This is a genomic window from Variovorax sp. J2P1-31 (assembly GCF_030317215.1).
GTDB lineage: Bacteria > Pseudomonadota > Gammaproteobacteria > Burkholderiales > Burkholderiaceae_C > Variovorax.
Map to the genome: position 1 here is coordinate 1,353,252 of NZ_JASZYA010000002.1, position 26,992 is coordinate 1,380,243.

The following is a 26,992-nucleotide window of genomic DNA, read 5'->3' on the forward strand; positions in this document are numbered from 1 at the left end:
GTGGGCGCGCACGCCCACCCGTGCCCGCTCATGTCATTCCGAGGTCTGGATCGTCTCGCCCTTGAGCGCGCCGTAGTCGCGGATGTTGCCGGCGCGCCGCTTCCAGCCGGCGAAGGTGCGGCGCGGGTGGATCAGCGACACGAAGTAGTAGATCAGCTTGAACATCCGCAGCGACTGCCGGTAGGCCGGCCCCTGGTTGTGGATGTCGGCCGCCAACAGCGACATCAGGCCCTGCTTGGCGTTGAAGGCGTTGTTGGGGTGCATGAACATGTCGCGGATCGTCGGGTTCGTGACCCGGTAGATGAACCACGAGTAGTCGCGCGGCCCCACGCGCATGCGCTTTTCCAGCGCACGGCGCGCGGCCGGCAGCTCGGCCGGCCGGTCGAGCGCGGTGGCCACCAGCTCGGCACCGTCGAAGGCGCTCTGCATCGCGAGGAACACGCCCGAGGAGAACATCGGGTCGATGAAGGTGAAGGCATCGCCCACCATCAGGTAGCGCTCGCCGGTGGCGTGGGTGCTGGCGTAGCTGAAGTTGCCGGTGGCGTGCACCGCGTCGTCGACCAGGGTCGCGTCCTTGAGCCGGTCGGCCAGCTCGGGACACAGCGCGATGGTGTCGTGGAAGTAGTCCTTGAGCGGCTTGTCGCGCGCCTTGAGGTAGTAGGCCCAGCACACCGCGCCCACGCTGGTCGTGCCGTCGGCCAGCGGGATGAACCAGAACCAGCCGTGCTCGAACCAGCAGATGCTGATGTTGCCTTCGCGCTTGCCCTCGAGCCGGCGCGCGCCGCGGAAGTGGCCGAACAGCGCGGTGCTGTTGTGTTCGGTGTTCTTCTTCTTGGACTGGAGCTTGGTGGCCAGCAGCGTGTCGCGCCCGCTCGCATCGACCACGAACTTCGCGCGCCAGCTGCGGCGCGCGCCGTCGTCGAGCACGGCCTGCACCGTGGCGCCGCCGTCGTCGAAATCGACCTGGCGTACCTGCGCACCTTCGAGCGTCAGCGCGCCCTCCTTCTTCGCGTTGCGGAACAGCAGCTCGTCGAGCTCGGAGCGGCGCACCTGCCAGGCCGAGTCGAGCTTGGGGTTCCAGCCCTCGGAGAAATCGACATAGCTGCGGTAGGGCAGGTCGGGCGGCACGAACTCGATGCCGAACTTGGGCATGCCGATCTTCTCGACCTGGTCGCGCACACCCAGCTTCTCGAACAGCTCGACGTTGCCCGGCAGCAGCGATTCGCCGATGTGGAAGCGCGGATGGTGCGCCTTCTCGAGCATCACGACGCGCCGTCCCTGGCGCGCGAGCAGCGTGGCGATGGTCGAACCGGCGGGCCCGCCGCCGATCACCAGCACGTCGCATTCCTGGCTTGCTTCCATGACGTCCATTCCCTTGGCTTGAATTGATTCGATGGCACGCATTGTGCCGCCGGCCGTCAGCGTGCCGCGCGCCCGACCCGCAGGCCGCCGCGCCGCTCGATCAGGGTCAGCAGGGGCCCGGTGGCCGCGGTCGTGGCCAGGGCCATCACCAGCAGCATGGTGAACAGCTCGGGGCCGATCAGGCCAGCGTCGAGGCCGACCTTGATCACGATCAGCTCCATCAGCCCGCGCGAGTTCATCAGCGCGCCGGTCGACAGGCTCTCGCGCCAGTCGTAGCCGCAGACTCGCGCGCCGGCCGCGCCGCCGACGATCTTGCCCACGGTCGCGACCAGCAGGATCAGCCCCATGGCGCCGAGACCGGCGTTGGCGAAGGCGCCCGGGTGCGTGCCCAGCCCGGCCAGCGCGAAGAAGATGGGCATCAGCACGATGATCGACAGCGGCTCGAGGCGCTCGACCAGCGCATGCAGCAGGCGGTTGTCGCGCGGCAGGCTGATGCCGAACAGGAAGGCGCCGAACACCGCGTGCAGGTGCAGCCACTCCGTGACCATGGCGCAGGCGAACAGCCCGATCATCAGCCCGGCCAGCAGCATCGGCGTGGGCGTGCCGTCGGGCGCGTAGCGGCGCAGCGCCCAGGCCAGCAGGGGCCGCACCGCCAGGAACACCACCGCCACCAGCGCGGCCAGCCCGCAGGCGATGCGCCCGAAGGCCGACCAGCCGCCGCCCGCGCTGGCCAGCGCCACCACCAGCGCCAGCAGCACCCAGGCGAAGGCATCCACCACGCCGGCCGCCGAGAGCGCGAGCTGGCCGACACGGGTGTGGGTCATGCCGCGGTCCTTGAGGATGCGCGCCAGCACCGGGAAGGCGGTGATCGACAGCGCCACGCCGATGAACAGCGCGAAGGGCCAGAAGGCCACGCCCGCGGGCGCCAGCGCGTCGTGCAGCATCGGCGCGATCGCCAGGCCCAGCACCATCGGCAGCGCCATGCTCGACAACCCGACCCAGCCGGCCGCGCGCAGCTGCGCGCCCATGCCCGCGGGCGCGCGCAGTTCGGCGCCGACGATGAACATGAACAGCACCACACCCACCATCGCCAGCGACGACAGCGCAGGCAGCGAGGCCGCGGGGAACAGCTGGGCGTGCCACTGCGGGAACAGCGCGCCGAACACGATCGGGCCGAGCAGGATGCCGGCCGCCATCTCGCCGATGACCATCGGCTGGCCGAAGGCGCGCAGCAGCAGGCCGCAGGCACGGGCCACGGCCAGGATCACGGTCAGTTGAAGGAGCAGGAGGGTCAGCGACATGGCGTAAACCGAGCGATGGAAGGACGGCATGTTAGGCCCTGCGGCGCCGCCGCCGGCATCGCGCCGCGGCGGCCCGCCCTGTCGCGCAGGCGATAGCACTCCCCGGGAAAGCCCGGGGGGTGCGCCCGACCCCGCGCCCTAGGCTGTGCCGTCGCAGCCCCACCCCCACGTCCGGAGACCACACGATGAAGATCCAACGCGCCCGCCGCCCGCTCCGCTTGCTCGCACTGATCGCCCCCCTGGCCCTGGCCGCCTGCGGCGGCGGCGGCGATTCCGCGTCCGCCCCCGAGGAAACCCGCGCGCAGGACAGCCGCAACAGCTTCGCCCCGGTCGACCCGACGGCCAAGACCTTCGCCGCCCTGCCGGCCGCGGGCGACACCGTCGACCCGGCCACCACCAGCCGCTGGGCCGGGGTGCTGGGCGGCGCGGCCTACCGCGTCGAAGTGCCGGCCAACTGGAACGGCAAGCTGGTGATGTACGCCCATGGCTACGCGGGCGAAGGCAATGCGCTCGCCGTGACCAACCCGTCGATCCGCCGCTACCTGATCGCCAACGGCTATGCCTGGGCCGCCTCGAGCTACAGCAAGAACTTCTACGACGTGCGCGTCGGCGTGGAGGACACCAACGCCCTGGCGCTGACCTTCAACCAGATCGCGGCCGCCAACGGCCGCACGCTGGCCAGCCCGACGCGCACCTACATCACCGGCCATTCGATGGGCGGTCACATCACGGCGGCAGCGATCGAGGACGAGGCCCTCGCCACCGCGAGGAACAAGGTGCGCTACAACGGCGCCGTGCCCATGTGCGGCGTGCTGGGCGACACCGAGCTGTTCGACTACTTCGCGGGCGCGCAGGTCACGGCGCAGGCGATCGCGGGTGTGGCGAAGAACCCGTTCCGCAACTGGGGCGACGTGCAGGCGCAGGTCACGACCGCGCTGTTCACCCAGTTCCCGACGGCGCCGGTCGGCACCACCGCGCTGGGCAACCGCTACAAGTCGGTGCTCAAGAACCTCACCGGCGGCGAGCGCCCGCTGTTCGACCTGGGCCTGGCCTACGGCGGCTCCTTCTCCGCGGTATGGGGCGTGTTCGGCCGCGACGGCACGGTCAACGGCATCCTCAACAAGGACCTCGTCGACACCCGGCGCTTCACCTACACCATCGACAACGACCCGGCCGGCTCGGCCGCGCTCAATGCCGCCGCGCTCCAGGTCACGGGCCAGGCCGATGCCAACCGGCTGCGCCGCGACGGGCTGCGCTGGATTCCGGTCGCCAATGGCGAGTTCAGGATCCCCGTGGTCACGCTGCACACGCTGGGCGACCTCTACGTGCCCTTCAGCATGGAGCAGATCTACAAGAAGCGCGTCACCGCCAAGGGCAACGACGCCTGGCTGGTGCAGCGCGCGATCCGCGGCGCCACCCACTGCGACTTCACCGTCGCGGAGCAGGCCGAGGCCTTCGACGCGATGATCAAGTGGGAGCGCGACGGCGTGAAGCCCAAGGGCGACGACGTGGTGACACCGGCCACCGTGGCGCAACCGAGCTATGGCTGCAGCTTCACCCGCAACACCATCGGCCCCGACGACTCGGCCAGCACCGCGCAGCTGCGCGGCCTGATCGCGCAGTCCGGGCTCAACTGCCCGGCGCAGTGACGGCGCGCTGACGCCAGGCCGCGCGTCGATATCCGCGGCGCAGATATCGAAGCGCGCAAAGCTTCCTTGGGCGCGCGGCGGCGGCCGCCTAGAGTGGTCCGTCTGCCTCCCGCGACATCGACGCCCTGGCCCGGCGCATGCCCGCTTCACGGTGCGTGACGCGACGGCCCATCGGCCCGTCGAGATGCTGCGGCGGCCTTCAGCCCTGCCACCCTCCATGCCCGAAGCACCGATGAGCCGCTCCCCCGTCCCGCCGCCCCGCCAACTCCATCTCAACGTCAACATCCTGCACTCGGGCTTCGTGCCCTCGGCCTGGCGCCTGCCCGAAAGCGACCCGCACGCCTTCACCGACGTGCAGCACTACATCCGCGTGGCGCAAATCGCCGAGGCCGGCAAGCTCGACGCGGTGTTCCTGGCCGACAACGCGGCCATCATCGACCAGATCCACTTCCGCCCGATCACCGCGCTCGAGCCCACGGTGCTGCTGGCCAGCATCGCCGCGGCCACCACCCACATCGGCGTGATCGGCACCGCCTCGACCAGCTACAACGAACCCTTCAACATCGCCCGCCGCTTCGCCACGCTCGACCATGTGAGCGGCGGGCGCGCGGGCTGGAACGTCGTGACCACGGCCGACGTGCCCTCGGCGCGCAACTTCGGCCTCGAGGCCGCGCCCGACCATGCGCAGCGCTACGGCCGCGCCAGCGAGTTCACCGACGTCGTCAAGGCGCTCTGGCACAGCTGGGCCGACGACGCCTTCATCGGCGACAAGGCCAGCGGCCGCTTCATCGACGCCGCCAAGGTGCAGCCCATCGCCCACCGCGGCGCGCATTTCGCGGTCGCCGGTGCGTCCACGCTGCCGCGCACGCCGCAGGGCCACCCGGTGCTGGTCCAGGCCGGCGGCTCGTCCGACGGCCGCGAGCTGGCCTCGCGCCATGCCGAGGCGGTGTTCTCGGCCTCGCAGTCCTTCGAGGAATCGCTGGCCTACCGCCAGGCGCTGAACCGCCGCGCCGCCGAGCTGGGCCGCGGCCCGCACGCGGTGAAGGTGCTGGCCGGCCTGACCACCATCATCGGCGCCACCGAGGCCCAGGCCCGCGCGCGCCGCGATGCGCTGGTCGACCTGATCCCCTGGGACTACAGCCTGGCGCGGCTGGCCGGCATCCTGGGCGTGACGCCCGACCGGCTGCACCTCGACAAGCCCCTGCCCGAGGACCTGGCGCTGCCCGCGGGCGGCAACGGCAACCACACCTTCTTCCACGCCACGCTGGCGGCGGCGCGCGGCGGCGGTCTCACGGTGCGCCAACTGGTGCGCGAGCTGGCGGGCGGCGGCGGCCACCGCGTGATCGTCGGCACGCCCGAGCAGATCGCCGACGACATCGAACACTGGTTCAAGGGCGGCGCGGCCGACGGCTTCAACCTGATGCCCGACCAGCTGCCCGACGGGCTGCAGGACTTCGTCGACGGCGTGGTGCCGATCCTGCAGAAGCGCGGCCTGTTCCGCACCGAGTACAGCGGCCGCACGCTGCGCGAGCACCTGGGCATTGCGCTTCCTGGGTACCCGGGCTATCCGGCGCATGTGCATGCTGCCGGCGTGACCAGCGCGAAGCCCGCGCTGGCGCACGTCGACTGAAGATTGTCCTCAGGTCGCCGCAACCAGCGGCCTAAGCCCCCCCAGAATACCGTGACTACGTGGGCGCAGATGAGAACATGGACGATGTCTCGAAGCGTTTCACATTCAAGATTTTCTCGATACGCACAATCTCCGTAACTGGTACGCGGACCACTGGCCGCAGCGCTGAAGGCGTTCTACACGCTTCGTCATGCACGGCTGCACGCTCCCGAGCACCAGCCCCTATATCTTGCTATCGAAGCCCAATCGCGCCCTGTGCAACACTCAAACTCCGCGCACCGTCCTTCCGAAAATACCCAGTGGCGTGAAGTACGGATTTCTATTCCATAGAATTCTTCATGACCACTTTTTTCCATCAGAATCCAGTACCGAGGAAGAATATTTCCTTTTGGCCACAGCCCTTGCGGAATTTTTGGCTCACCGCATCCGAACTCCCTTTAACGGCCCTAGTGCTGCTTGCGACGTCGACAGGACTGCTTTCAACGCTACGCTATTTCAACAACATTGACTACCCGTTACCCGACATAAGCTCGCTTCTGACGTCGGCGGGTCTGATCACGGCGATGGCCATACTTTTGGCTATGAGCTTTGCAGTTCTGTTATGGATGCCAATGGCAATCCCACAAATTTGTTTTGGAGTTCGTTTGCCGTGGTACGCAATCGCATTGGTACAAATCGGTCCGACGACCTTTTTTGTAGGATGGTCGTTCTTTGTTTCTGACTGGACTAACCTCGAAACACCCCTGAAGTGGAGCATCCTAGTCATCGCGCTAGTCGTTTTATTAGGGCCCATGCTCTTGATTCCGTGGGCTCGTGCGAAGGCCACGTCTTGGCGCGAGCGTGTGAGTTACGGTGGTGCATTTCTTCTCCTATCGGCCTTGAGTGTGCTTTGGCTGGCCGGCGGCTTAAATCTCCTGATTCAGGTAGTAACTGGCACATCACTGTTTACAACGAGTGATCGAGCAGTCATGTTCCTGGGCATTTTTTCCGTTGCCACTCTCTTTATCTCTGGTCTTTCCGCTTTGAATCTCCGCAAAGCATTCGCTATAGTTCTATTGGGTGTTATTGCCCTTCTTTTTACGGGTTCGATGTGGAGCGCAGAGCTACCAAAAATTCTCGCGACCGTAGTGGGCATCAGGATCAAGGGGACATCGGAACTGATTGTTTCCAAGGAAACCTGTGTGCGCATTCAAAAAATAGCGAGTGCGCAGGCGATGAAGCAGAACACTGAATGGAAAGGCCCTGAATGCGTAGAAAGCGGGGCATTCTTACGCGCACATGTGCAGGTGCACTCTGCGGGTCGCTGGCTGCTACAGCCATACGCAATGGATGGCATCGATATGCCGACCGCCACCCGCCGACTTACGGCCCAGGAAGCCGCGGTCGAACTAGTACTTCCGTCACAAGATAATCCCGAGCCCTGAGCCAGCAACCATGCTCTGCTCCGTCACGCCCCCCAACTGCGCAGATAGCAAGGGTGGGAGTCAGAGAGTCAGAAAACTTCTGGAATATTTCCAAGATCGCCAAGTTGCAGCCAGAGAGTTTTGTCAATCGGTGGCGACATCTTTTCCTAATGCGCCACACGCACTTGCTCGCTTGTTTTTCTTCCTTGGAAAGCAGATCGTTCTTTCTAGGATGAGGCCTTTCGCACTGATTCGTCCGCCGCGCATCCGCGCGGCTTCTCTCCCATGCCCCACCCTTCTCCCACAGACGCGCAGCTCGCCGCGCGTTTCCGTCCCGTCTTCGCCCGCATCGCCGAACATGCCGCCCGCCGCGAGCACGAGCGCGCGCTCGCTCACGAAGCCGTCGGCTGGCTGCGCGAGGCCGGCTTCGGCGCGCTGCGCGTGCCCGCCGAACACGGCGGCCTCGGTGCCACGCCCGAGCAGCTTTACGAACTGGTCATCGAACTGGCCGAGGCCGACTCCAACCTGCCGCAGGCGCTGCGCGCGCACTTCGGCTTCGTCGAGCGCGTGCTGGTGGAGTTCGCGCCCGCGCAGCGCGCGCCCTGGCTGCGCCGGGTGGCCGACGGCGCGATCGTCGGCAACGCCACCACCGAGGCCGGCGACGGCGCGCTGGGCCAGCTGCAGACCCGCGTGTTCCGCGAGCACGGCGGCTGGCTGCTGAGCGGCGAGAAGTTCTACAGCACCGGCACGCTGTACGCCGACTGGGTCGCGGTCACGGTGCAGCGCGACGAAAGCGATCCCGCGCAATGGCGCACGCTGGCCCTGGTGCGCACCGACGCGCCGGGCGTGACGCGCCTGGACGACTGGAACGGCTTCGGCCAGCGCCTGACCGCCTCGGGCACCACGCGCTTCGAGCGCGTGCCCGTGGACGAGGCCCACATCGTCGATTTCTCGCGCACCGGCCCGACGCTGATGACCGCGGTGTTCCAGCTGTTCCACATCGCCACGCTGGCCGGCATCGCGCGCGCCATCGAGCGCGATGCGGTGGCCTTCGTGCAGCCGCGCAAGCGGGTGTTCAGCCACGGCAGCGGCGCGGTGCCGCGCGAGGACCCGCTGGTGCAGCAGGTGATCGGCCAGCTCGCGAGCACGGCCTTCGTCGCCACGCTGGCGGCGCGCGAGGTGGCGCGCGGCCTGGGCCAGCTCGACCAGGTGCGCCTGCGCGGCGAGCCGCTGCCCGAGGACCTCCTGGTCGACGTCGAACTGCGCGCGGGCAAGGCGCAGATCGCCGTGACCGAGGCCGTGCTCGGCGCCGCCACGCGGCTGTTCGACGTCGGCGGCGCGACCGCGCTGCAGGAAGACCGCCGGCTCGACCGCCACTGGCGCAACGCGCGCACGCTGGCCTCGCACAACCCTGTGATCTACAAGTCGCGCGTGATCGGCGACCACGCGCTCAACGGCACGCGGCCCACCTTCTACTGGGGCGTGGGCACGCGCGCGAGCTGAGGGCGCCGGCGCCGCTCAGGGCTTGTTCAGTTCGAGCTTGGGCACCAGCGCGGCGTAGAAGGCGCGATCGTTGTCGATCACGGTCTGGAAAGCCGCCGCGTCCGCATAGGCCCAGCCCAGGCTGGCCTTGCTCAATGCATCGCGGAACACCGCGTCGTCGGCCGCCTTGCGCGCCACCTCGCTGAGCGTCTGCACGATGTCGGCCGGCGTGGCCTTGGGCACGGCCAGGCCGCGCCACACCCCCACCGTCAGGTCGACGCCGCGCTCCTTGAGCGTGGGCACCTTCTCGAAGATGCCGCCCACGCGCTGGTCGGACATCACGGCCAGCGTGCGCAGCTTGCCCGCCGCCACATGCTGCGCCACCTCGCCCGGGCTCACGGTGATCGCATCGACATGGCCGCCCAGCAGCGCCACCACCGCCGGTGCCGCGCCCAGGAAGGGCACGTGGTTCACCTTCACGCTGGTCTTCTCGGCGAAGGCCGCCGCCGCCATGTGCCAGATCGAGCCCATGCCCGCGTTGCCGACGGGCATCGGGTCCTTGCGCTTGCGCGCGTCGGCGAGGAACTCGTCGATGGTCTGCCACGGCGCATCGGCGCGCACCGTCACGGCCGAGGGGTCGGCGTTGAGCCGCGCGATCGGGCGCAGGTCGGCGGCCGTGTACTTGGTGATCCCGAGGTTCGGGATGATCGTGATCTCGCAGATGATGATGCCGATCTTGTAGCCGTCGGGCTTGGCGTTGATCAGCTCGGCGGTGCCGATCGCGCCGCTGGCGCCGGGCTTGTTGATCACCACCATGGGCTGCTGCGGCAGGTACTTCTTCGAGGCCTCGGCGAAGGCGCGGCCCACCAGGTCGGTGCCGCCGCCGGCGGCCACCGGCACGATCAGCTCGATGGTCTTGGCGGGGTAGTCGCTGGCGGCCTGGGCGGCGGCGCCGAAGCCGGTGGCGGCCAGCGCGCAGGCGGAGGCGATCAGGTCGCGTCGGGTGAATTTCATGGCTTGTCTCTGTTGTTCTGTAAGAAAAGGGAGCTCAGTAGGTCGCGCGGCCGCCGGAGAGGTCGAACACCGCGCCGGTGGTGAAGGAGTTGTCCTCCGACACCAGCCAGGCCACCATGGCAGCGACCTCCTCCACCTCGAGGAAGCGCCCGCGCGGGATCTTCGACAGCATGTAGTCGATGTGCTGCTGCGACATCTGGTCGAAGATGCGCGTGCGCGCGGCGGCCGGCGTGATCGCGTTGACCGCGATGTTCTTGGCAGCCGTTTCCTTGCCCAGGCTCTTGGTCAGCGCGATCACGCCGGCCTTCGAGGCGCTGTAGGCGCCCGCATTGGGATTGCCTTCCTTGCCTGCAATGGACGCGATGTTCACGATGCGGCCGTAGTTGCGCGCGATCATGCCGGCCACCACGGCGCGGTTGACGTGGAAGGCGCCGTGAAGGTTCACGTCGACCACGCGGTGCCATTCGGCCGGCGAGTAGTCGGCGACCGGGGCATTGGCGCCCGCGATGCCCGCGCTGTGCACCAGCATGGCGATCGGGCCGCAGGCCGATTCGGTCTGCGCGACGGCCGCCTCGACCTGCGCCAGGTCGGTCACGTCCACCTGCACCGTGTGCACGGCCCGGCCCGCCAGCGCCTCCTGCGCGGCGGCCAGCGCCGCCGGGTCCGCATCCCACAGCGAGACGCGCGCGCCGCCACCGAGCAGGCGCTGCGCCACCGCGAAGCCGATGCCCTGCGCGCCGCCGGTGACGACGGCGGTGCTGCCGTTGAAGTCGTACTGGATCATGTGCGTTGCTCCCTCAGGCCGCGACCGTGCGCTGCTGCTGCTCACCCAGGCCGTCGATGCCCAGGCGCATGGTCTGGCCGGGGCGCAGGTAGACCGGCGCCGGCTTGCAGCCCATGCCCACGCCCGGGGGCGTGCCGGTGGAAATCACGTCGCCGGGCTGCAGCGTCATGAAGCGGCTCAGGTAGGCGATCAGCTGCGGCACGCGGAAGATCATGGTGCGCGTGTTGCCGTTCTGGTAGCGGTGGCCGTCCACCTCCAGCCACAGGCCCAGCGCATGCGGATCGGGCACCTCGTCGGCCGTGACCAGCCAGGGGCCGATGGGGCCGAAGGTGTCGCAGCCCTTGCCCTTGTCCCAGGTGCCGCCGCGCTCGAGCTGGTAGTTGCGCTCGGACACGTCGTTGATCACGCAGTAGCCGGCCACGTGGTCCAGCGCATCGGCTTCCTCCACATAGCTCGCGGCCTTGCCGATCACCACGCCGAGCTCGACCTCCCAGTCGGTCTTCTCCGAGCCGCGGGGGATCTTCACGTCGTCGTTGGGGCCGACCACGGCCGAGGTCCACTTGCCGAAGACCACCGGTTCGGCCGGCACGGCCATGCCGGATTCGGCCGCGTGGTCGGCGTAATTCAGGCCGATGCAGATGAACTTGCCGATGTTCGCCACGCAGGCACCGAGGCGCGGCGAGCCGTCGACGGCCGGCAAGGTGGCGGGGTCGAGGGCCCGCAGCCGGGCCAGCGTGGCGGCATCGAGCACGCGGCCGTCGACGTCGGCGATGTGGGCGGACAGGTCCCGCAGGGTGCCGGCCGCATCGAGCAGGCCGGGTTTCTCTTGGCCGGGGGGGCCGTAGCGCAGCAACTTCATTTCAGGTCTCCTTGGTGCCGCGGATTCTCAAAGGGTCGGCCCTTGCTGCATAGTGAGAGCTGTTGATCCGGCAATAACTTTGAGTGATCCCCCCATGGTTCCCAGCCTTTCCTCGATCTCCTCCCGCCTGCGCTTTCGCCAGCTGTCGCTGCTGATCGCCCTGGAGGAATGCGGCTCGCTGCACAAGGCGGCCGACCGGCTGGGCCTGACCCAGCCCGGCCTGACCAAGGCGCTGCGCGAGATCGAACTGACCTTCGGCACCGAGCTGTTCGTGCGCACGCCCAAGGGCGTGCACCCCAACGAACTGGGGCTGTGCATCCTGCGCTATGCGCGCCTGATCGACGCCGACCTCGGGCACCTGCGCGAGGAGATCGACGGCGTGCTGCGCGGCGGCGGCGGGCGCGTGGCGGTGGGCTCGATCACGGGGGCGCTGCATTCGGTGCTGATCGGCGCGCTGTCCGAGCTGCGCCGGCTGCAGCCCGCGCTGTCGATCGATGTGCGCGAGAACATCAGCATCGAGCTGCTCAACCAGCTCAACGAGGGCCGGCTCGACCTGGCGATCTGCCGCACCACGGTGTCGAGCCAGGCCGAGCAGTTCGATTACGAACCGTTATTGGACGAGGCGGTGGCGGTGGCGGTCGGGCCGCAGCACGCGCTCGCGAACGCGCGCCGCGTGAGCCTTTCGCAGCTGGCCAAGAGCCGCTGGATCCTCTACCCGGGCAACATGCCGCTGCGCCAATTGCTGGAGCGCGAGTTCCTCGAGGCCGGGCTGCCGCTGCCGGCCTACCCTATCGAGACCGCCTCCTCGCTGGCCACCATGCTGCTGCTCAAGGAAGACCCGCAGGCGGTGGCGCTGATGGCCGCCGCGACCATGGACTTCTGCGAGGAACACCACATCGCACGGCGGCTGCCGCTGCAGATCCGTTCGCGCCACGAGGCCTACGGCATCGTCACGCGGCGCGGTGCGCGGCTGTCGCCCGCCGCCGGCATGCTGGTCCAGTGCCTGCGCGCGGCGGCACAGGCACAGGGCGCGGGCGGCTAGCGGGCTTGCTTCAGGCCTTGGCGGCGATGCCGGGCATCGGGATGAAGCCCTCGAGGCCCTTCATGCGCTCGATCCATGCCAGCACGTTCGGGTACGGCGCGAGGTCGATGCCGCCCTCGCCGGCCAGCGCGGTGTAGGGGAAGCAGGCGATGTCGGCGATGGTCGGGCGGCCGAGCTCGAGGAACTCGCGGTCGGCCAGGTGGGCGTCCATGATGCCGAACACGCGCTTGGCGCCAGCATGCAGCTTCTCGAGGTCGAGCGGGTAGTTCAGCACCTTCACCAGCCGCGCGCCCGCGGCGTTCATGATCTCGCCGCCGCCGGTCGACAGCCACTGCGCGATCTGGCCTTGCGACTTCGCGTCCTCGGGGAACCAGTGGCCCGAGGTGTCGTACTTGCGCGCCAGGTAGATCAGGATGGCTTGCGCGTCGCGCAGGCGCAGCTCGCCGTCCTCGAAAATCGGGATCTCGCCGAAGGGGTTGAGCGCCAGGTAGGGCGCGGTCTTGTGCTCCTTGTGGACGAAGTCCACGGGCACCGCGTCGTAGGACACGCCGAGGATGTTCAGGAACAGCCGGATCTTGTAGCAGCTGCCGGAGATGTCGCAGTCGTAGAGCTTGGGCACGGAGTCTTCTCTCTTTCGTTGAGGTCAGGGGTTGGAAAAAAACAGCGGAAAAATGAGCGCGGGCCGCGGCCGGGCGGCGCGGCACGAAGGCTGTGGGCAAAGGGAGGGCGCGGGCCCGGGGCGTCAGTAGAGGACCACGCCCCGGATCGACTCGCCGCGCTTCATCAGCTCGAAGCCCTTGTTGATGTCCTCGAGCGGCATGGTGTGGGTGATCAGGTCGTCGATGTTGATCTTGCCGTCCATGTACCAGTCGACGATCTTCGGCACGTCGGTGCGCCCGCGCGCGCCGCCGAAGGCCGAGCCTTCCCACTTGCGGCCGGTGACCAGCTGGAACGGCCGGGTGCTGATCTCGGCGCCCGCCTCGGCCACGCCGATGACGATGCTGCGGCCCCAGCCCTTGTGCGTGCACTCCAGCGCCTGGCGCATCACCTGGGTGTTGCCGATGCACTCGAAGCTGTAGTCGGCGCCGCCGTCGGTCAGCTGCACGATGGCATCGACGATGTTCTCGTGCTCCTTCGGGTTCAGGAAATGCGTCATGCCGAACTGGCGCGCCATGGACTCACGCGCGGGGTTGAGGTCGACGCCGATGATCCTGTCGGCGCCCACCATCTTCGCGCCCTGGATCACGTTCAGGCCGATGCCGCCCAGGCCGAACACCACCACGTTCGCACCCGCTTCGACCTTGGCGGTGAAGAGCACCGCCCCGATGCCGGTGGTCACGCCGCAGCCGATGTAGCAGACCTTGTCGAAGGGCGCGTCCTCGCGGATCTTCGCCAGCGAGATCTCGGGCGCGACGGTGTAGTTGCTGAAGGTGCTGGTGCCCATGTAGTGGAAGATGGGCTTGCCGTCGAGGCTGAAGCGCGAGGTGGCGTCGGGCATCAGGCCCTTGCCCTGCGTGCCGCGGATCAGCTGGCACAGGTTGGTCTTGCGGCTCAGGCAGAACTTGCACTGGCGGCACTCGGGCGTGTAGAGCGGGATGACGTGGTCGCCCTTCTTCAGCGTGGTCACGCCGGGGCCCACGTCGACCACGATGCCCGCGCCCTCGTGGCCCAGGATCGCGGGGAAGATGCCTTCGGGGTCGGCGCCCGAGAGCGTGTAGTAGTCGGTGTGGCAGAGGCCGGTGGCCTTGAGCTCGACCAGCACTTCGCCGAACTTCGGGCCCTGGAGCTCGACCGTTTCGATGCTCAGCGGCTGGCCGGATTGCCAGGCGACGGCGGCTTTGGTTTTCATGGATGTCGAAGAAAGAGTGGGAGAACGGAAAGGGAAAGGGCTTGCACGCCTCAGATGCCGTGCAGCAGCCAGCCGCCGTCGACCAGCAGATCAGTGCCGGTCACGTAGCTGGCCATCGGCGAGGCCAGGAACAGCACGGTGTTCGCGATCTCGGCGGGCTCGGCCTGGCGGCGCAGCGGGATGTGCTCGAGCACGCCGCTGGCCTGCAGCTGGCGGAACAGCTCGGGCTTGAGGTTGCCGGGCGTGGCGGTCAGCCCCGGCGAGACCGAGTTCACGCGGATGCCGTGCGGCGCGAGCGCGATCGCCAGGTTGCGCGTCATCGCCAGCACCGCGCCCTTGGACGCGTCGTAGGCGCAATGGTTGGGCATGGGCTTGTGGCCGCAGATCGAGGACAGGTTGACGATCGCGCCGCCCTCCCCGCGCGCCTTCATGTGCCGGCTCGCGGCCTGCGCGCCGAGGAACATGGCCTTGCAGTTCACCGCGAACATGCGGTCCCAGAAGGCGCCGTCGATCTCCTCGACCGCGCGCAGCGGGTAGATGCCCGCGTTGTTCACGAAGACGTCGACCCGCCCGTGCGCGGCCATGGCGGCGTCGAGCAGGCCGTCGAGCTCGCCCTGCGCGGTGACGTCGGTGGGCACGTGGCGCACCTCGTGGCCCGCGGCCGCGAGTTCGCCGGTGCGGCCGGGCTGCAGGTCGCCCACGACCACGCGGGCGCCCGCTTCGGCAAAGCGCCGCGCGATCGCGAGCCCGATGCCATCGGCGCCGCCGGTCACCACCGCGGTCCGGCCGCGCAGGTCGAGCAGTTCGGCGAAAGGCACCTCGGGCCGCGCCTGGTAGGACGGTGCGGCGCTCATCAGTAGATCGAGCGGACGATGCCGCCGTCCACGCGCAGCGCCGCGCCGTTGATGGCAGCGGCGCGCCGGCTGCACACGAAGGCCACCAGGTCCGCCACCTCGGCCGGATCGATGAGCCGCGCGATGATCGAGGTGCCGCGGTTCTCCGCCACGAAGCGGCGCTCGGCCTCCTCGTAGGGCAGCTCCGGGAACAGGCCCTGCACGAACACGCGCACGCCCTCGGTGCGCGTCGAGCCCGGCACCACGGCGTTGACCGTGACCGCCGTGCCCTTGGTCAGTTCGGCGAGCGTGCGCGAGACCGCCAGCGTCATCGACTTCGAGGCGCTGTAGTGCGGCAGCTCCAGCGCGGGCGCGATCGCGGCTTCGCTCGACAGGAAGACGATGCGGCCATGGCCGCGCGCCAGCATGCCCTGGATGTAGTGGCGGCCCAGCCGCACGCCGCTCATCACGTTGACCTCGAAGCTCTCGAACCACTGCGCGTCGGTGGTCTGCGTGAAGGGCACGGCCTCGTAGATGCCGAGGTTGTTCACCAGGACATCGACCTCGGGCAGCCGGGCGATGGTCTCGGCGCAGCCCGGCGCGCCGCCGTTGTCGGCCACCAGGCCTTCGAGCCGCGCGCCCGGCGTGCGGGCGCGCAGGTCGGCCAGCGCCGCATCGACCGCCTTCGCGGTGCGGCCGTTGACGTAGACGGTGGCGCCTTCGCGCGCCAGGGTGTGGGCGATCTCGCGTCCGATGCCGCCGCTCGATGCGGTGACCAGCGCGCGGGCGCCTTCGAGTCCAAGGTCCATGGGGTCTCCTGTGGGGGTGCTTGTCGTGGGGAAGTGCCGACGCCTCAGGCGTCGAAGCGCGGCGCGCCGTTGTGGGCCGTCAGGCCGCCGTCCACCGGCAGGTTCACGCCGTTGACGAAAGAGGCGTCGTCCGAGGCCAGGAAGGCCACCGCGGCCGCGACCTCGGCCGGCAAGGCGATGCGCCCCATCGGGTAGGCGTTGGCGAAGGCCTGGCCCACCGTGGCAGGGTCGAGCTTGGCGATGGCGGCGTCGAACATCGGCGTGCGCACCGAGCCCGGGCACACCGCGTTCACGCGGATGCCGAACTTCGCGAGGTCCAGCGCCATGCTGCGCGTGAGGTGCGTGACCGCGCCCTTGCTGGTGGCGTAGGCGGCCTGGCCGAAGTCGCCGCCCAGGCCGGAGATCGACGACAGGTTGACGATGGCGGTCGGCCGGCCCGCGGCCTTGAGCAGCGGCAGCGCCGCCAGCGACAGGCCCATCGTGCCTTCGACGTTGACCGCCATCAGTCGGCGCCAGTCGGCCATGTCGGTGTCCTCGAAGCTCGCGCCGTGGTGGATGCCCGCGTTGTTGACCAGCGCATCCAGGTGCCCGTGGCGCGCCCGGAGGTGGGCGATGGCGGCCGCGATGTCCTGGCCGCGCGTGACGTCGAGGCCGATCGCGACCGCGTCCTGCCCCTCTGCCTCGAGCGCGGCGGCGACGGCCGCGGCGGCCGCCGGGTCGCGGTCGGCCACGGTCACCGAGGCGCCCTCCTGCGCCAGGCGCTGCGCGATCGCCGCACCGATGCCGGAGCCGGCACCGGTGACCAGCACCACGCGTCGATCGAAGCGTTGCATGGCCGCGCTCCTCAGACGAACTTGGTCACGCCGCCGTTCACCGCCAGCTCGACGCCGGTGATGAAGTCGGCCTGGTCCGACGCCAGGAACAGCACGGCGGCCGCCACGTCCTCCGGCCGGCCCAGCCGGCCCGAGGGGATGTTGGCGGTCTGGAGAAAGATGTCGATCGCCTCCTCGCGGCCCGAGCCGTACTTGGCGGCCAGCGAATCGAGGAAGCCGCCCGGCCGGTCCCACAGCGCGGTGCGCACATGCGCGGGCGACACCACGTTCGAACGCACGCCCTGCCCGGTGAACTCGGTCGCGAGGATCTTCGACAGCATCAGGATCGCGGCCTTCGACACGCTGTAGTCGGGCAGCAGCGGATGCGGGATGCGCCCGGTCTCCGAGGCGCAGTGCACCAGCGCGCCGCGCTTGCGCTCGACCATGTGCGGCAGCACCGCGCGGCTCATGCGCACGTAGCCCATCAGGTTGAGGTTGAAGGTGGCCTGCCAGTCCTCGTCGCGGATGCTCAGGAAGCCGTTGCGCGCAGTGGCCACGCCCGCGTTGTTGAACAGGATGTCGATCTGGCCGAAGCGCTGCAGCGCCTCGCGCGCCAGCCGGTCCGCGGCCTCGGGGTCGCGCATGTCGGCCGTGACCGGGTGCAGCGCGTCGCTGGCCAGCGACGCGAGCGCCGAGGTGTCGAGGTCGGCGGCGATCACGCGCGCGCCCGCCACGAGGAATTGCCGCGCGGTCTCCAGGCCGATGCCGGCGCCCGCGCCGGTGACGATCGCCACGCGGCCGTCGAAGGGTTGTGTCATGGTTGTGCTCCGTTCTTTGTTGTCAGGGAATGATTCGTTCGTGGCGCAATTGGTCGAACAGGTCGAGGAAGGACCGCTCGGTGTCCTGGAAGCCGACGAAGCCCAGGCGCCGGCTCTTGTTCATGTCGTTGACGCACTCCATCGGCCGGCCCAGGTCGAGGTCGGTGTGCCAGGCCGAGGCCAGCGCGTCCAGGCGGTGCGGCTGCAGCCGGTGGGCCTGCACCAGGCCGTCCCACAGGGGCGCCATGTCGGCCATCTGCTGCTGCAGCGGCACCGGCTGGCCCGGGTACGGCGCGGCTTCGAGCCCGAAGTCGTCGGCGATCACGCCCCACAGCCGCTGCCAGCGGAACACGTCGCCGTTGGCCACGTTGAAGGCCTCGTTGCGCGCGGCCGGGGTGGTGGCGGCCCAGGCGATGTGGCGCGCGAGCAGGCGCGCGTCGGTCACGTCGCTCAGGCCCGCGTACTGCGTGGGCGAGCCGGGAAAGACGAAGGGCCGGCCGTGCGCCTTGCAGACCGAGGCGTAGACCGCCAGCGTGACGCCGATGTTCATCGCGTTGCCCACCGCGTAGCCGACGATGGTGTGCGGCCGGTGCACGCTCCACGACCAGCCGTGGCCCGCGGCGAACTCGAACACCACGTCTTCCTGCACGTAGTAGAAGTTCTCGATCGGCAGCCGCGGCTGGTCCTCGCGGAACGGCGTCTCGGGCTTGTTGCGCGCGTACATCTCGAAGGGCCCGAGGTAGTTCTTGGTGCCCGTGACCAGCGCCACGTGCCGCACCGACATCCGGCCCGGGCCGCTGACCGCGTCGAGCACATGGCGCACCATCGCGCCGTTGACGCGGCAGTTGTCGGCCTCGTTGCCCATGCGGGTCCAGGTGCAGAAGAAGACGTGGGTCGGCCGGACCTCGGCCAGCGCGGCGCGCGTGGCCTCGGCGTCCAGCACGTCGACCGCGACATGGCGGACGCGCGACAGGCCCAGCGGCGGCTTGCGCGAGAGGCCCACGACCTCCCAGCCGCCCTCGGCCAGCAGCTGGCGCGCGAGGTTGTTGCCCACGATGCCGGTCACGCCGACGATGAGTGCACGTTGGTCGAACATGGTTGTGTCTCCTGAAGGGAAGGAAGCGGGCTCAGCCGGCCTGCCGGCGGCTGTAGAGGCCGACCATCACGACGATGACCAGCCCGTAGCAGATCTGCTTCACGGCCTCGGGCACGTGCATCAGCGACAGCATGCTGCTCATCAGCGTGATCAGCAGCACGCCCGCCACGGTGCCGCCGTAGCGCCCGCGTCCGCCCAGGATGCTGGTGCCGCCCACCACCACGGCCGCGATGCCGGGCAGCAGGAAGGGGTCGCCCATGCGCTGGTACGACTGGCCGGCGTAGCCCGCCAGCAGCAGGCCCGCGATGGCGCTGCACACGCCCGAGGCCACGAAGGCGCCCAGGATCACGCGGCGGGTGTCGATGCCCGACATGTGGGCCGCCACCTCGCGCGTGCCGACCGCATAGATGTAGCGGCCCATCAGCGTGCGGCGCAGCACCCACACCACCAGCACCGACACCGCCACCCACACCAGCACCGCGTTGGGCAGCACGCCGAAGCTGCGGCCCGCACCCAGCGCGGCCATGATCGGCGAGGGCTCGCTCGAGATCACGGTGTTGCCGGCATAGAAGGCCACCGCGCCCAGCAGGATGGTGTTGACCGCCAGCGTCCAGATCAGCGAGGGGATGCGCAGGTAGGCCACGCCCACCCCGTTGAGCAGGCCGATCAGCGCGCCCGCGGCGATGCCGGCCAGCGGGCCGAGCTCGGCCCAGGCGCCGCCCTTGGCGCGCGCCACGGCCGTGGCCACGGTGGCGGCGACGGTCAGCGTCCAGGGCACCGAGAGGTCGATGTGGCCGAGCAGGATCACCAGCGTCGCGCCCGCGGCGATCACGCCGAGGAAGGCGCCGCTCTGCAGCTGCAGCAGCAGGTAGGTCGGCGAGAAGAACTGGCTGTTGACCGCGCCGCCCAGCAGCAGCAGGGCCGCGAGCGCCAGCAGCACCGCGCCGGTCGGGGTCTTGATCGGGTTGCGAAGGGCGAGCGTGCTCATCGGAAGATCTCCAGGCGGTTTCGGATGCGCAGCAGGCGCGTGGCGCCCAGCGCGACGGCGCAGATCAGCACCAGTCCCTCGAACAGCGGCTGCGCGAGCGGCGGCACGCCGGTGAAGAACATCAGGCTGCCGATGGTGCGCAGCAGGAAGGCGCCGGCGATGGTGCCCAGCACGCTGGCCGCGCCGCCGCTGAGCGCGGCACCGCCGAGCACCACCGCGGCCACGGAATTGAGCGTGTAGGGCAGGCCGATGGCGGCGTCGCCGCTGGCGGTCTGGAAGCCCAGGAACAGGCCGCCCATGGCCGCGAACAGGCCGGCCGTGGCATAGGCCACGATCTTGGCGCGGTCCACCGACAGGCCCGACATGTAGGCCGCCTGCTCGGCCGAGCCCAGCGCGAACAGCGTGCGCCCGGTGAGCGAGCGCCGCAGCGGCTCCCACACCAGCAGCACCACCAGCCCCAGCACCACCAGCGAGGTCGGCACCAGATCGCCCAGCGTGCCGGTCATGGCGTCGCTCAGGCCCGCGTCGACCTCGCCGCCGGGCGTGGGCCGCACCAGCAGCGCGATGCCGGCGTAGATGGTGCCGGTGGCCAGCGTCGCGACGATGGGCTGGATGCGCGCGTAGACGATGATCAGCCCGTTGGTCACGCCGCACAGCGTGCCCACCAGCAGCACCGCGGCCACGCCCAGCGCGACCTGGGTGGGGTCGCCCTGCACCAGCGTGGAGGCCACGCAGTTGCTGAGCGCCATGATCGCGCCGATCGAGATGTCGATGCCGCTGGTCAGCACCACCAGCGTCTGGCCGATGGCGACCAGCGCCAGCGCCACGCCCTGGTTGGACCAGGCGGTGAGCACCGCGGCCGAGGCGCCGCGCGGATGGATCGCCAGGAAGGCGAGCAGCAGCACGCCGAGCAGGCCCAGCGCGAGCAGCGTGCGCGCATGGTGGCGCAGATGGAGCGAGGCGGCGTTCATGCCGCGTACTCCAGGGCCCCGGCGCGCACGCGGCGGGTGTGGGCGGGCGCATCGCCGCGCCCGAGGTTCATCGCATTCATGAGGATCTGTTCTTCGGTGAGCGTGGCGCCCGCGAGCGAGGCGCGGACCTGGCCGTCGTACATCACGAGCACGCGGTCGCACAGGCCGATGAGTTCGTCGCAGTCGGTGGAATAGAAAAGAATGGCCAGGCCCTTGGCGGCCAGGTCGCGGAACAGCCGGTAGATCTCCTGCTTGGTGCCGACGTCGACGCCGCGCGTCGGGTCCATCAGCAGCAGCAGCCGGGGCTGGGTGGCGAGCCACTTGGCCAGCACCACCTTCTGCTGGTTGCCGCCCGACAGCGTGGACACGGCCACGCGGGTGTCGGGCGCCTTGATCTGCAGCGTCTTCACCAGCTCGGCGACCAGCGCCTGCTCGGCCGCGTGGTCGACCACGCCGAAGCGGCTGATGCGGTCGAGCGCGGACACGCCGAGGTTGTCGTGCACCGACTGGGCCAGCATCAGGCCCTCGGTCTTGCGGTCCTCGGGAATCAGCGCCATGCGGTAGCCCTCGCGCTTGCCGCCGCGCGGGCCGTCGGGCGGCGTGGTCTGGGCACCGATGCGGATCTCGCCGCGCGCGTCGCGCAGCAGGCCCGCGAGCGCCAGCATCAGCTCGCGCTGGCCCTGCCCGTCGAGCCCGCCCAGGCCGACGATCTCGCCGGGCCGCACCGAAAGCTCCACGCCCTTGAGCTGCGTGCCCGAGCGCAGGCCGCTCACCTGCAGGTAGGGCTGCACCGATGCGGGCAGCGGCGCGGGCTTGGGCGGATAGACCTGCGCGATCGGCCGACCGATCATGAGCCGCACGATCTCTTCATGCGGCTTGGTGCCGGCGGCGAAGGTGCTCACATGCTCGCCGTTGCGGAACACCGAGCAGGTGTCGGCCAGCGCGTCGACCTCGTGCATGCGGTGCGAGATGAAGAGCACGCAGGTGCCCTCCTCGCGCAGCGTGCGCAGGAGGTGCATGACCTTCTCCACGTCCTCGGCGGTGAGCGCCGAGGTGGCCTCGTCGAGGATCAGCACGCGCGGGCGGCGCACCACGGCCTTGGCGATCTCCACGATCTGGCGCTGCGACAGCGGCAGGTCGATGCAGCGCTCGCGCAGGTCGATCTGGCGTTCGCAGCCGATGCGCGCCAGCGCCTCGCGCGCCATCTCGTTCTGGCGCCGCGCGTCGATCAGCCCCAGCCGGTTGCGCGGCGGGTTGGCCAGGCAGATGTTGGCGGCCACGCTCAGGTGCGGCACCAGCGACAGCTCCTGGAAGATGCAGACGATGCCTTCGTCCAGCGCCTGCGCGGGCCCCGTCATGCGCAGTTCGCGGCCGTCGAGCCGCACCGCGCCGGTGTCGGGCCGCACCACGCCGGCCAGCGTCTTCATGAGCGTGCTCTTGCCTGCCCCGTTCTCGCCGAGGATGGCGTGGATCGAGCCGCGCGCGGCGCTGAAGCACACGTCGCTCAGCGCGGTGATGCCCCCGTAGCGCTTGCTGACGCCGATCAGCTGCAGATAGTCGTTGTTCACTCCGGATCTCCAGGTTAGCCGGCTCAGTTGTTGTCCGGGTTGAACTTGTTGATCTCGTCGGGCGTGAAGCTGATGCCGCAGCTCGCGTAGCTGGACACCGTCTCGTAGCTGTCGGGCAGGCTGGGGAAGTAGTTGACCTCGGCCTTCATGTCCTTGGTCAGCACGTTCGGCGTGGGCAGGTTGACCAGCGAGGGCAGCGCCTGGCCCTGCAGCAGCGCCAGGGCCGCGCGCATCGCCACCGGCCCCTGGCCGGGCGAGGTCGAGACCGAGATGCCCGGGATCTTCTGCTCGATCAGCGCCTTGACGAAGCCGTTCTCGGCGTCGCCGCCCACCGGCACCGGCGGATGGCCGGCCGCCTTCATGGCGCTGGTCACGCCGCGGCAGCCGTGCTGGCACACCACCGCATCGAACTTGCCGTTGACCGCGATGGCGTCGGCCACCACCTTCTGCACCGTGCCGGTGTCCCAGTTGCCCGTGACCTCGACCACCGAGATGTCCTTGTACTTGTCGAGGACCTTGCGCACGCCCGCATGGCGGTCGCGGTCGGTGGAGTTGCCCGGCAGGCCGCGCACCTCGAGCAGCTTGCCCTTCTTCACGGGCATCAGGTCGACCACCGCCTGGGTCTTGATGTCGCCCTCGAACTCGATCCATTCGGGCGTGATGCGCACGACGTCCGGGCTGTCGACCGGGTTGTCGAAGGACACGAGCACGGTGCCCGCCTTCTTCGCCCGTCGGATCACCGCATCGAAGGCCTTGGGGTTGACCGCGATGAAGGCGATGGCGTCGTAGCCGGCCTGGATGAAGTTGTCGATGGCGGCGATCTGGCTCGCCACGTCGGCGCCGGTGCTGACCACCTTCAGTTCCTTGATGTCCTTGGCCACCTCGGGGCGCGCGGCCCAGGCCCGGGTCTGCTGGATCATCTGCATACGCCATGGAATGCCGGTGTGGCCGTTGACCAGCGCCACGCGGTACGGGCCTTTGCGCGCGGGGTAGCTCACGGTGGTGCTGACGCCGGCCGCGGGCTTGTAGCAGGCGGGCAGGAAGGTCTCGGTGGCCTGCGAGACCGGGGCGGTGGCGGCCGCGGCGACCAGGGCCATCAGCGGGAGGAAGCGAGGAAGGCCGAAGCGGAAGGTGGGGTTCATGGTTTTGTCTCCGTGGTGGTGAAGGGGCTGAAGCGAACGCGCCGGGGTTCTAGGCGACCTCGTGCGCGGGGAAGTTCATTTCGATCGTGACCCCCGAGGGGTCCTCGAAGAAGACCTGGTGCAGGCGCAGGCCGGGCACGGTGCGCTCGCGGAAGGCCACGCCCTCGCGCACCAGGCCCTGGCGGAATTCGGCGACGCCGGTGGCGATGAAGGCCAGGTGGTCGAGCGCGCCGGTGCCGCTGGCCTCGGCCTTGTCGCCCAGGTAGTCGTGCAGGCCCGAGGGATTGCTCGCGTCCACGCCGATCAGGTGGACCACGCCGAAGTCGGCCTCGTCCGCGCCGTTGTAGAGCCAGGCGCCCGGGAAATTGAAGGCCGGCCTGAAGCCTTCGCGCAGGCCGAGCACCCGCGTATAGAACTGCACGGAAGCGGCGAGCTGCGCTGTCCGCACCGAGTAGTGGCCGAGCCGCGAGATGGGCATTTCTTGCATCCTTTTAATGATCGATTGATAAATAGTAGTTCGTGCAATGGACGATGCGTCTTCGCGTTTTCCCTAGGTGACGCGCCGGGGGATGGGGGGTGTCCGATGTTTTCCCGGCTTGATTCGACCGGCCAAAAGCGCCCTTCCATCACTCTTTCCAGAGAGACGGTCGTTCAGGCGCGCAGGCGCTCGGTCATCCCCTAACATGCACGTTCACGGGAAACGCGGCGGCGCCGAAGCGCGCCGGACCGCGCGCCGAAATTAATATTCGATCGATAATTAACGATGCACATGAAAGCAGGACGCCGATGCGCATGACCAGCCCCGCACCCGCCGCCGACCCGACGGTGCCGGCCACGCGCCGGCGCCTGGCGCCGGAGGACCGCGAGCACCAGATCGTGCAGAAGGCGATCGCCTTCTATGCGAGCCACGGCTTCGAGGCCAGCACCCGCGACCTGGCCAAGGAGCTGGGCATCACCCAGCCCCTGCTCTACCGCTACTTCCCGACCAAGGAGGCGCTGGTCGACCGGGTCTACGAAGAGATCTTCGTGCGCCGCTGGAACCCCGAATGGGAGGAATGGCTGGCCGATCGCGGCGTGCCGCTGGCCGACCGGCTCAAGCGCTACCTGCAGGACTACGCGCGCTTCATCCTGCGCAGCGAGTGGGTGCGCATCTTCATGTTCGCCGGCCTCACGCGCGGCGGCATCAACCAGAAGTACCTGAGCCGGCTGCGCGAGCGGCACTTCAAGGTGATCGCGGCCGAGATGCGGCACAGCTTCGACATTCCCGACCCGAAGACGCCGCAGGAAGAGGAGGACGAGCTCGAGCTGGTCTGGGCCATGCACTCGAGCGTGTTCTACATCGGCGTGCGCAAGTGGGTCTACGAGCAGCCCGTGCCCAAGGACCTCGACCGCGCGATCGGCTTCCGCGTCGACGCCTTCCTCAGCGGCACGCCGCTGGTGCTCAAGAACGCGCGCCGCTGAGGCGCCTCAGGCGTCGAGCGTCACGCGCTCGTAGAGGAAGTCGAGCACCGCCCGCACCCGCGCGGGCAGCTCCTGGCCCGGGCCGATGAACACGGCGTGCACGGGATTGGTGTCGCCGGGGTTGAAGGGCTCGAGCAGCGGCACCATCCGCCCTTCGGCGATGTCGCGGCCCACGTGGAAAAGCGCCAGCCGCGCCAGGCCCACGTCGGCGAGCACCAGCTCGCGCATGGTCTCGCCGTCGCTCACGTGCATGTTGCCGCGCGGCACCACCGACAGCCGTGCCCCGCCCGGCGCGACGAAAGGCCAGAACTGCGTGTGGCGGATGAAGCCGAAGCCCAGGCAGTTGTGCTGCGCCAGCTGGTCCGGATGGGTGGGCGTGCCGTGGCGCGCCAGGTAGGCCGGCGAGGCGACCACCGCCAGCCGGCTCTGGCCCAGCTCGCGGCTGACCAGGCCCGAGTCCTTGAGCGGCCCGGTGCGGATCGCGATGTCGGTCTTCTCCTCGCGCACGTTCACCACCTGGTCGGTCAGCACCAGGTCGATGAAGATCTCGGGATAGCGCGCGAGGAATTCGGACATCAGCGGCAGCAGGCAGTGGCGCCCGAAAGGCACGTTGGTGTTGATGCGCACGCGGCCCCGCGGCGTGGACGCCTGCGCCACCTCGCGCTCGGCCTGCGCCATCGACTCGAGGATGGCGCGGGCGCGCGCCTGGAAGCCCGCGCCCTCGGGCGTCAGGTGCAGGCCGCGGGTCGAACGCACCAGCAGCCGCGCGCCCAGCCGCGCCTCGAGCCGGGCCACCAGCTTGCTCACGGCCGAGGGCGTGAGCGACAGCCGCCGCGCCGCGGCGGAGAAGCTCTGCGAGTCCACCACCTGCACGAAGACTTCCATTTCGCCGGAGCGGTTGATCTCGGCACGGGCCATGCGAATCCAATTCACAACTGTTGTTCCACTTGTGAGTCTAGTTCACGGCCTGGCATCTGCCTACAGTGCGCAGCATCGTTCATCCCACGGAGACACACATGCTGTTCACCCCCCACCAATTCGGTCGCCTGAACCTGGCGAACCGGGTCGTCATGGCCCCCATGACCCGCTCGCGCGCCGACCAGCCCGGCGACGTGCCCAACGAGCTCATGGCCACCTACTACGCGCAGCGCGCCGGCGCCGGCCTGATCGTCAGCGAAGGCACGCCGATCTCCGAGGTCGGCCGCGGCTACTCGCTGACGCCCGGCATCTATTCGCCGGCCCAGGTGGCGGGCTGGAAGAAGGTGACCGACGCGGTGCACCGCAACGGCGGCAAGATCTTCGTCCAGCTGTGGCACGTGGGCCGCCGCTCGCACGCCTCGATCTCGGGCCACACGCCGGTGTCGGCCTCGGCCGTGAAGCACCCGGACAAGGTCTACGGCCCGCTGCCCGAAGGCGGCTTCGGCATGATCGAGACCGGCACGCCGCGCGCCATGACGCTGGCCGACATCGAGGACACGATCGGCGACTTCGTCACCGCCGCGCGGAACGCGATCGCGGCCGGCTTCGACGGTGTCGAGCTGCACGCGGCCCACGGCTACCTGATCGACCAGTTCATGCGCCTGCACAGCAACCAGCGCAGCGACGCCTACGGCGGCTCGGCGGAGAAGCGCGTTCGCCTGCTGAAGGAAGTGACGCAGGCCGTGGTCGACGCGGTCGGCGGCGACCGCGTCGGCATCCGCGTGTCGCCCTTCGTGACCGAGGGCTATGCCGACGAGGACCCGGAGATCCCGGCCGTCACGCTCAAGGCCATGCAGGCGCTGGCGCCGATGGACCTGGCCTATGTGCACTTCTCGGAGAACATCTCGCGCTACACGGCCATGCCCGAGGCCTACCGCCAGGAGGCGCGCGCGCTCTACCGCAACCCGATCATGGTGGCCGGCAAGTACACCAGGGACAGCGCGCAGGAGATCCTGGACAAGGGCCTGGCCGACCTGGTCGCCTTCGGCCAGCCCTTCATCACCAACCCCGACTTCGTGACGCGCATCGCGCGCGGCCATGCGCTCACGCCGGTCAACTACGACGCGCACGCCACCTTCTACGGCGGCGGCGGCGAGGGCTACACCGACTACCCGGCCTTCGCCGAGGCGGCCTGAGCGCG

25 protein-coding genes are annotated in these 26,992 nt (G+C 69.3%); 7 read left to right on the forward strand and 18 right to left on the reverse strand.

Annotation, left to right across the window (positions count from 1 at the left end; all coding sequences use genetic code 11):
• Window positions 1–33 precede the first annotated feature (33 nt).
• Both QTI20_RS17400 and QTI20_RS17405 read right to left on the reverse strand, forming a co-directional pair.
• Entirely contained in the window at window positions 34–1,362 is a 1,329-nt protein-coding gene (locus QTI20_RS17400; RefSeq protein WP_286552663.1) for an NAD(P)/FAD-dependent oxidoreductase, read from the reverse strand.
• Between the two features lie 56 nt (window positions 1,363–1,418).
• Window positions 1,419–2,663, reverse strand: a complete 1,245-nt coding sequence (locus QTI20_RS17405; RefSeq protein ID WP_286552665.1) for a cation:proton antiporter — start codon at window positions 2,661–2,663, stop codon at window positions 1,419–1,421.
• Window positions 2,664–2,848: 185 nt separating this feature from the next.
• Between QTI20_RS17405 and QTI20_RS17410 the strand changes: the two genes are divergently transcribed.
• The 4 genes from QTI20_RS17410 to QTI20_RS17425 all read left to right on the forward strand — a co-directional run bounded on the left by QTI20_RS17410 (window position 2,849) and on the right by QTI20_RS17425 (window position 8,848).
• On the forward strand, window positions 2,849–4,312 hold the full coding sequence (locus tag QTI20_RS17410; protein WP_286552666.1) for an alpha/beta hydrolase: 1,464 nt from the start codon (window positions 2,849–2,851) through the stop codon (window positions 4,310–4,312).
• Window positions 4,313–4,544: 232 nt separating this feature from the next.
• On the forward strand, window positions 4,545–5,942 hold the full coding sequence (locus tag QTI20_RS17415) for an LLM class flavin-dependent oxidoreductase (RefSeq protein WP_286552667.1): 1,398 nt from the start codon (window positions 4,545–4,547) through the stop codon (window positions 5,940–5,942).
• A gap of 338 nt (window positions 5,943–6,280) precedes the next feature.
• A complete protein-coding gene (locus tag QTI20_RS17420) occupies window positions 6,281–7,366 on the forward strand; it encodes a hypothetical protein (RefSeq protein WP_286552668.1) in 1,086 nt (361 codons plus the stop codon).
• Between the two features lie 264 nt (window positions 7,367–7,630).
• On the forward strand, window positions 7,631–8,848 hold the full coding sequence (locus QTI20_RS17425; protein ID WP_286552669.1) for an acyl-CoA dehydrogenase family protein: 1,218 nt from the start codon (window positions 7,631–7,633) through the stop codon (window positions 8,846–8,848).
• A gap of 15 nt (window positions 8,849–8,863) precedes the next feature.
• On the opposite strand, the gene QTI20_RS17430 is transcribed toward QTI20_RS17425, so the two are convergent.
• From QTI20_RS17430 to QTI20_RS17440, 3 genes are read right to left on the reverse strand one after another with little or no spacing between them, the layout of a single operon-like run.
• Window positions 8,864–9,841, reverse strand: a complete 978-nt coding sequence (locus tag QTI20_RS17430) for a Bug family tripartite tricarboxylate transporter substrate binding protein (RefSeq protein WP_286552670.1) — start codon at window positions 9,839–9,841, stop codon at window positions 8,864–8,866.
• A gap of 34 nt (window positions 9,842–9,875) precedes the next feature.
• Window positions 9,876–10,625 (reverse strand): SDR family oxidoreductase, encoded by a 750-nt coding sequence (locus QTI20_RS17435; RefSeq protein ID WP_286552671.1) that lies wholly within the window; start codon window positions 10,623–10,625, stop codon window positions 9,876–9,878.
• A 13-nt stretch (window positions 10,626–10,638) separates the two neighbouring features.
• Window positions 10,639–11,484, reverse strand: coding sequence for an ureidoglycolate lyase (locus QTI20_RS17440; RefSeq protein WP_286552673.1), 846 nt, complete (start codon window positions 11,482–11,484; stop codon window positions 10,639–10,641).
• A gap of 94 nt (window positions 11,485–11,578) precedes the next feature.
• Here QTI20_RS17440 and QTI20_RS17445 point away from each other — a divergent pair, with 94 nt between their 5' ends.
• Window positions 11,579–12,526, forward strand: a complete 948-nt coding sequence (locus tag QTI20_RS17445; RefSeq protein WP_286552675.1) for a LysR family transcriptional regulator — start codon at window positions 11,579–11,581, stop codon at window positions 12,524–12,526.
• A 10-nt stretch (window positions 12,527–12,536) separates the two neighbouring features.
• Here the strand turns inward: QTI20_RS17445 and QTI20_RS17450 are convergent, their stop codons facing one another.
• The 12 genes from QTI20_RS17450 to QTI20_RS17505 form a co-directional block, all read right to left on the reverse strand.
• Complete coding sequence (locus QTI20_RS17450; protein WP_286552677.1) at window positions 12,537–13,145, reverse strand: glutathione S-transferase family protein; 609 nt, start codon at window positions 13,143–13,145, stop codon at window positions 12,537–12,539.
• Between the two features lie 123 nt (window positions 13,146–13,268).
• Complete coding sequence (locus QTI20_RS17455) at window positions 13,269–14,375, reverse strand: S-(hydroxymethyl)glutathione dehydrogenase/class III alcohol dehydrogenase (RefSeq protein WP_286552679.1); 1,107 nt, start codon at window positions 14,373–14,375, stop codon at window positions 13,269–13,271.
• Between the two features lie 50 nt (window positions 14,376–14,425).
• Window positions 14,426–15,229 (reverse strand): SDR family NAD(P)-dependent oxidoreductase, encoded by an 804-nt coding sequence (locus QTI20_RS17460; protein ID WP_286552681.1) that lies wholly within the window; start codon window positions 15,227–15,229, stop codon window positions 14,426–14,428.
• The gene (locus QTI20_RS17465) at window positions 15,229–16,017 is read right to left on the reverse strand and encodes an SDR family NAD(P)-dependent oxidoreductase (RefSeq protein ID WP_286552682.1); all 789 of its coding nucleotides are present in this window, start codon (window positions 16,015–16,017) and stop codon (window positions 15,229–15,231) included. The genes QTI20_RS17460 and QTI20_RS17465 overlap by 1 nt, the downstream gene beginning before the upstream one ends.
• A 44-nt stretch (window positions 16,018–16,061) precedes the next feature.
• Window positions 16,062–16,850 carry a meso-2,3-butanediol dehydrogenase gene (budC, locus tag QTI20_RS17470; RefSeq protein WP_286552683.1) on the reverse strand — a complete coding sequence of 263 codons (789 nt, stop codon included), beginning with the start codon at window positions 16,848–16,850 and terminating at the stop codon, window positions 16,062–16,064.
• Between the two features lie 11 nt (window positions 16,851–16,861).
• Entirely contained in the window at window positions 16,862–17,647 is a 786-nt protein-coding gene (locus QTI20_RS17475; RefSeq protein WP_286552685.1) for an SDR family NAD(P)-dependent oxidoreductase, read from the reverse strand.
• Between the two features lie 22 nt (window positions 17,648–17,669).
• Window positions 17,670–18,743 (reverse strand): SDR family oxidoreductase, encoded by a 1,074-nt coding sequence (locus QTI20_RS17480; protein WP_286552687.1) that lies wholly within the window; start codon window positions 18,741–18,743, stop codon window positions 17,670–17,672.
• Window positions 18,744–18,774: 31 nt separating this feature from the next.
• Entirely contained in the window at window positions 18,775–19,731 is a 957-nt protein-coding gene (locus QTI20_RS17485) for an ABC transporter permease (RefSeq protein WP_286552689.1), read from the reverse strand.
• Entirely contained in the window at window positions 19,728–20,702 is a 975-nt protein-coding gene (locus QTI20_RS17490) for an ABC transporter permease (protein ID WP_286552691.1), read from the reverse strand. The genes QTI20_RS17485 and QTI20_RS17490 overlap by 4 nt, the downstream gene beginning before the upstream one ends.
• Window positions 20,699–22,270: a sugar ABC transporter ATP-binding protein gene (locus QTI20_RS17495; RefSeq protein ID WP_286552693.1), complete on the reverse strand. Its 1,572-nt coding sequence runs from the start codon at window positions 22,268–22,270 to the stop codon at window positions 20,699–20,701. Before QTI20_RS17495 ends, QTI20_RS17490 begins: the two co-directional genes overlap by 4 nt.
• A gap of 23 nt (window positions 22,271–22,293) precedes the next feature.
• Window positions 22,294–23,412 carry a sugar ABC transporter substrate-binding protein gene (locus QTI20_RS17500; RefSeq protein ID WP_286552694.1) on the reverse strand — a complete coding sequence of 373 codons (1,119 nt, stop codon included), beginning with the start codon at window positions 23,410–23,412 and terminating at the stop codon, window positions 22,294–22,296.
• Window positions 23,413–23,461: 49 nt separating this feature from the next.
• Window positions 23,462–23,890 carry a VOC family protein gene (locus QTI20_RS17505; RefSeq protein WP_183026480.1) on the reverse strand — a complete coding sequence of 143 codons (429 nt, stop codon included), beginning with the start codon at window positions 23,888–23,890 and terminating at the stop codon, window positions 23,462–23,464.
• Between the two features lie 314 nt (window positions 23,891–24,204).
• Here QTI20_RS17505 and QTI20_RS17510 point away from each other — a divergent pair, with 314 nt between their 5' ends.
• Window positions 24,205–24,873: a TetR/AcrR family transcriptional regulator gene (locus QTI20_RS17510; RefSeq protein ID WP_183026479.1), complete on the forward strand. Its 669-nt coding sequence runs from the start codon at window positions 24,205–24,207 to the stop codon at window positions 24,871–24,873.
• A 6-nt stretch (window positions 24,874–24,879) separates the two neighbouring features.
• Here QTI20_RS17510 and QTI20_RS17515 read toward each other — a convergent pair whose 3' ends face one another.
• On the reverse strand, window positions 24,880–25,806 hold the full coding sequence (locus QTI20_RS17515) for a LysR family transcriptional regulator (RefSeq protein WP_353621762.1): 927 nt from the start codon (window positions 25,804–25,806) through the stop codon (window positions 24,880–24,882).
• Window positions 25,807–25,889: 83 nt separating this feature from the next.
• Between QTI20_RS17515 and QTI20_RS17520 the strand changes: the two genes are divergently transcribed.
• Entirely contained in the window at window positions 25,890–26,987 is a 1,098-nt protein-coding gene (locus QTI20_RS17520; RefSeq protein ID WP_286552696.1) for an alkene reductase, read from the forward strand.
• Window positions 26,988–26,992: the final 5 nt, after the last annotated feature.

Excerpts from the sequence above, each read along its gene's own strand:
- QTI20_RS17485 (WP_286552689.1), bottom strand. The coding sequence starts at position 19,731 with ATGAGCACGCTCGCCCTTCGCAACCCGATCAAGACCCCGACCGGCGCG.
- QTI20_RS17475 (WP_286552685.1), bottom strand. The coding sequence starts at position 17,647 with ATGACACAACCCTTCGACGGCCGCGTGGCGATCGTCACCGGCGCGGGC.
- QTI20_RS17510 (WP_183026479.1), top strand. The coding sequence starts at position 24,205 with ATGACCAGCCCCGCACCCGCCGCCGACCCGACGGTGCCGGCCACGCGC.
- QTI20_RS17430 (WP_286552670.1), bottom strand. The coding sequence starts at position 9,841 with ATGAAATTCACCCGACGCGACCTGATCGCCTCCGCCTGCGCGCTGGCC.
- QTI20_RS17420 (WP_286552668.1), top strand. The coding sequence starts at position 6,281 with ATGACCACTTTTTTCCATCAGAATCCAGTACCGAGGAAGAATATTTCC.
- budC (WP_286552683.1), bottom strand. The coding sequence starts at position 16,850 with ATGCAACGCTTCGATCGACGCGTGGTGCTGGTCACCGGTGCCGGCTCC.
- QTI20_RS17490 (WP_286552691.1), bottom strand. The coding sequence starts at position 20,702 with ATGAACGCCGCCTCGCTCCATCTGCGCCACCATGCGCGCACGCTGCTC.
- QTI20_RS17455 (WP_286552679.1), bottom strand. The coding sequence starts at position 14,375 with ATGAAAACCAAAGCCGCCGTCGCCTGGCAATCCGGCCAGCCGCTGAGC.
- QTI20_RS17435 (WP_286552671.1), bottom strand. The coding sequence starts at position 10,625 with ATGATCCAGTACGACTTCAACGGCAGCACCGCCGTCGTCACCGGCGGC.
- QTI20_RS17400 (WP_286552663.1), bottom strand. The coding sequence starts at position 1,362 with ATGGAAGCAAGCCAGGAATGCGACGTGCTGGTGATCGGCGGCGGGCCC.
- QTI20_RS17405 (WP_286552665.1), bottom strand. The coding sequence starts at position 2,663 with ATGTCGCTGACCCTCCTGCTCCTTCAACTGACCGTGATCCTGGCCGTG.
- QTI20_RS17500 (WP_286552694.1), bottom strand. The coding sequence starts at position 23,412 with ATGAACCCCACCTTCCGCTTCGGCCTTCCTCGCTTCCTCCCGCTGATG.
- QTI20_RS17425 (WP_286552669.1), top strand. The coding sequence starts at position 7,631 with ATGCCCCACCCTTCTCCCACAGACGCGCAGCTCGCCGCGCGTTTCCGT.
- QTI20_RS17440 (WP_286552673.1), bottom strand. The coding sequence starts at position 11,484 with ATGAAGTTGCTGCGCTACGGCCCCCCCGGCCAAGAGAAACCCGGCCTG.
- QTI20_RS17480 (WP_286552687.1), bottom strand. The coding sequence starts at position 18,743 with ATGTTCGACCAACGTGCACTCATCGTCGGCGTGACCGGCATCGTGGGC.
- QTI20_RS17465 (WP_286552682.1), bottom strand. The coding sequence starts at position 16,017 with ATGGACCTTGGACTCGAAGGCGCCCGCGCGCTGGTCACCGCATCGAGC.
- QTI20_RS17410 (WP_286552666.1), top strand. The coding sequence starts at position 2,849 with ATGAAGATCCAACGCGCCCGCCGCCCGCTCCGCTTGCTCGCACTGATC.
- QTI20_RS17520 (WP_286552696.1), top strand. The coding sequence starts at position 25,890 with ATGCTGTTCACCCCCCACCAATTCGGTCGCCTGAACCTGGCGAACCGG.
- QTI20_RS17415 (WP_286552667.1), top strand. The coding sequence starts at position 4,545 with ATGAGCCGCTCCCCCGTCCCGCCGCCCCGCCAACTCCATCTCAACGTC.
- QTI20_RS17460 (WP_286552681.1), bottom strand. The coding sequence starts at position 15,229 with ATGAGCGCCGCACCGTCCTACCAGGCGCGGCCCGAGGTGCCTTTCGCC.
- QTI20_RS17445 (WP_286552675.1), top strand. The coding sequence starts at position 11,579 with ATGGTTCCCAGCCTTTCCTCGATCTCCTCCCGCCTGCGCTTTCGCCAG.
- QTI20_RS17505 (WP_183026480.1), bottom strand. The coding sequence starts at position 23,890 with ATGCCCATCTCGCGGCTCGGCCACTACTCGGTGCGGACAGCGCAGCTC.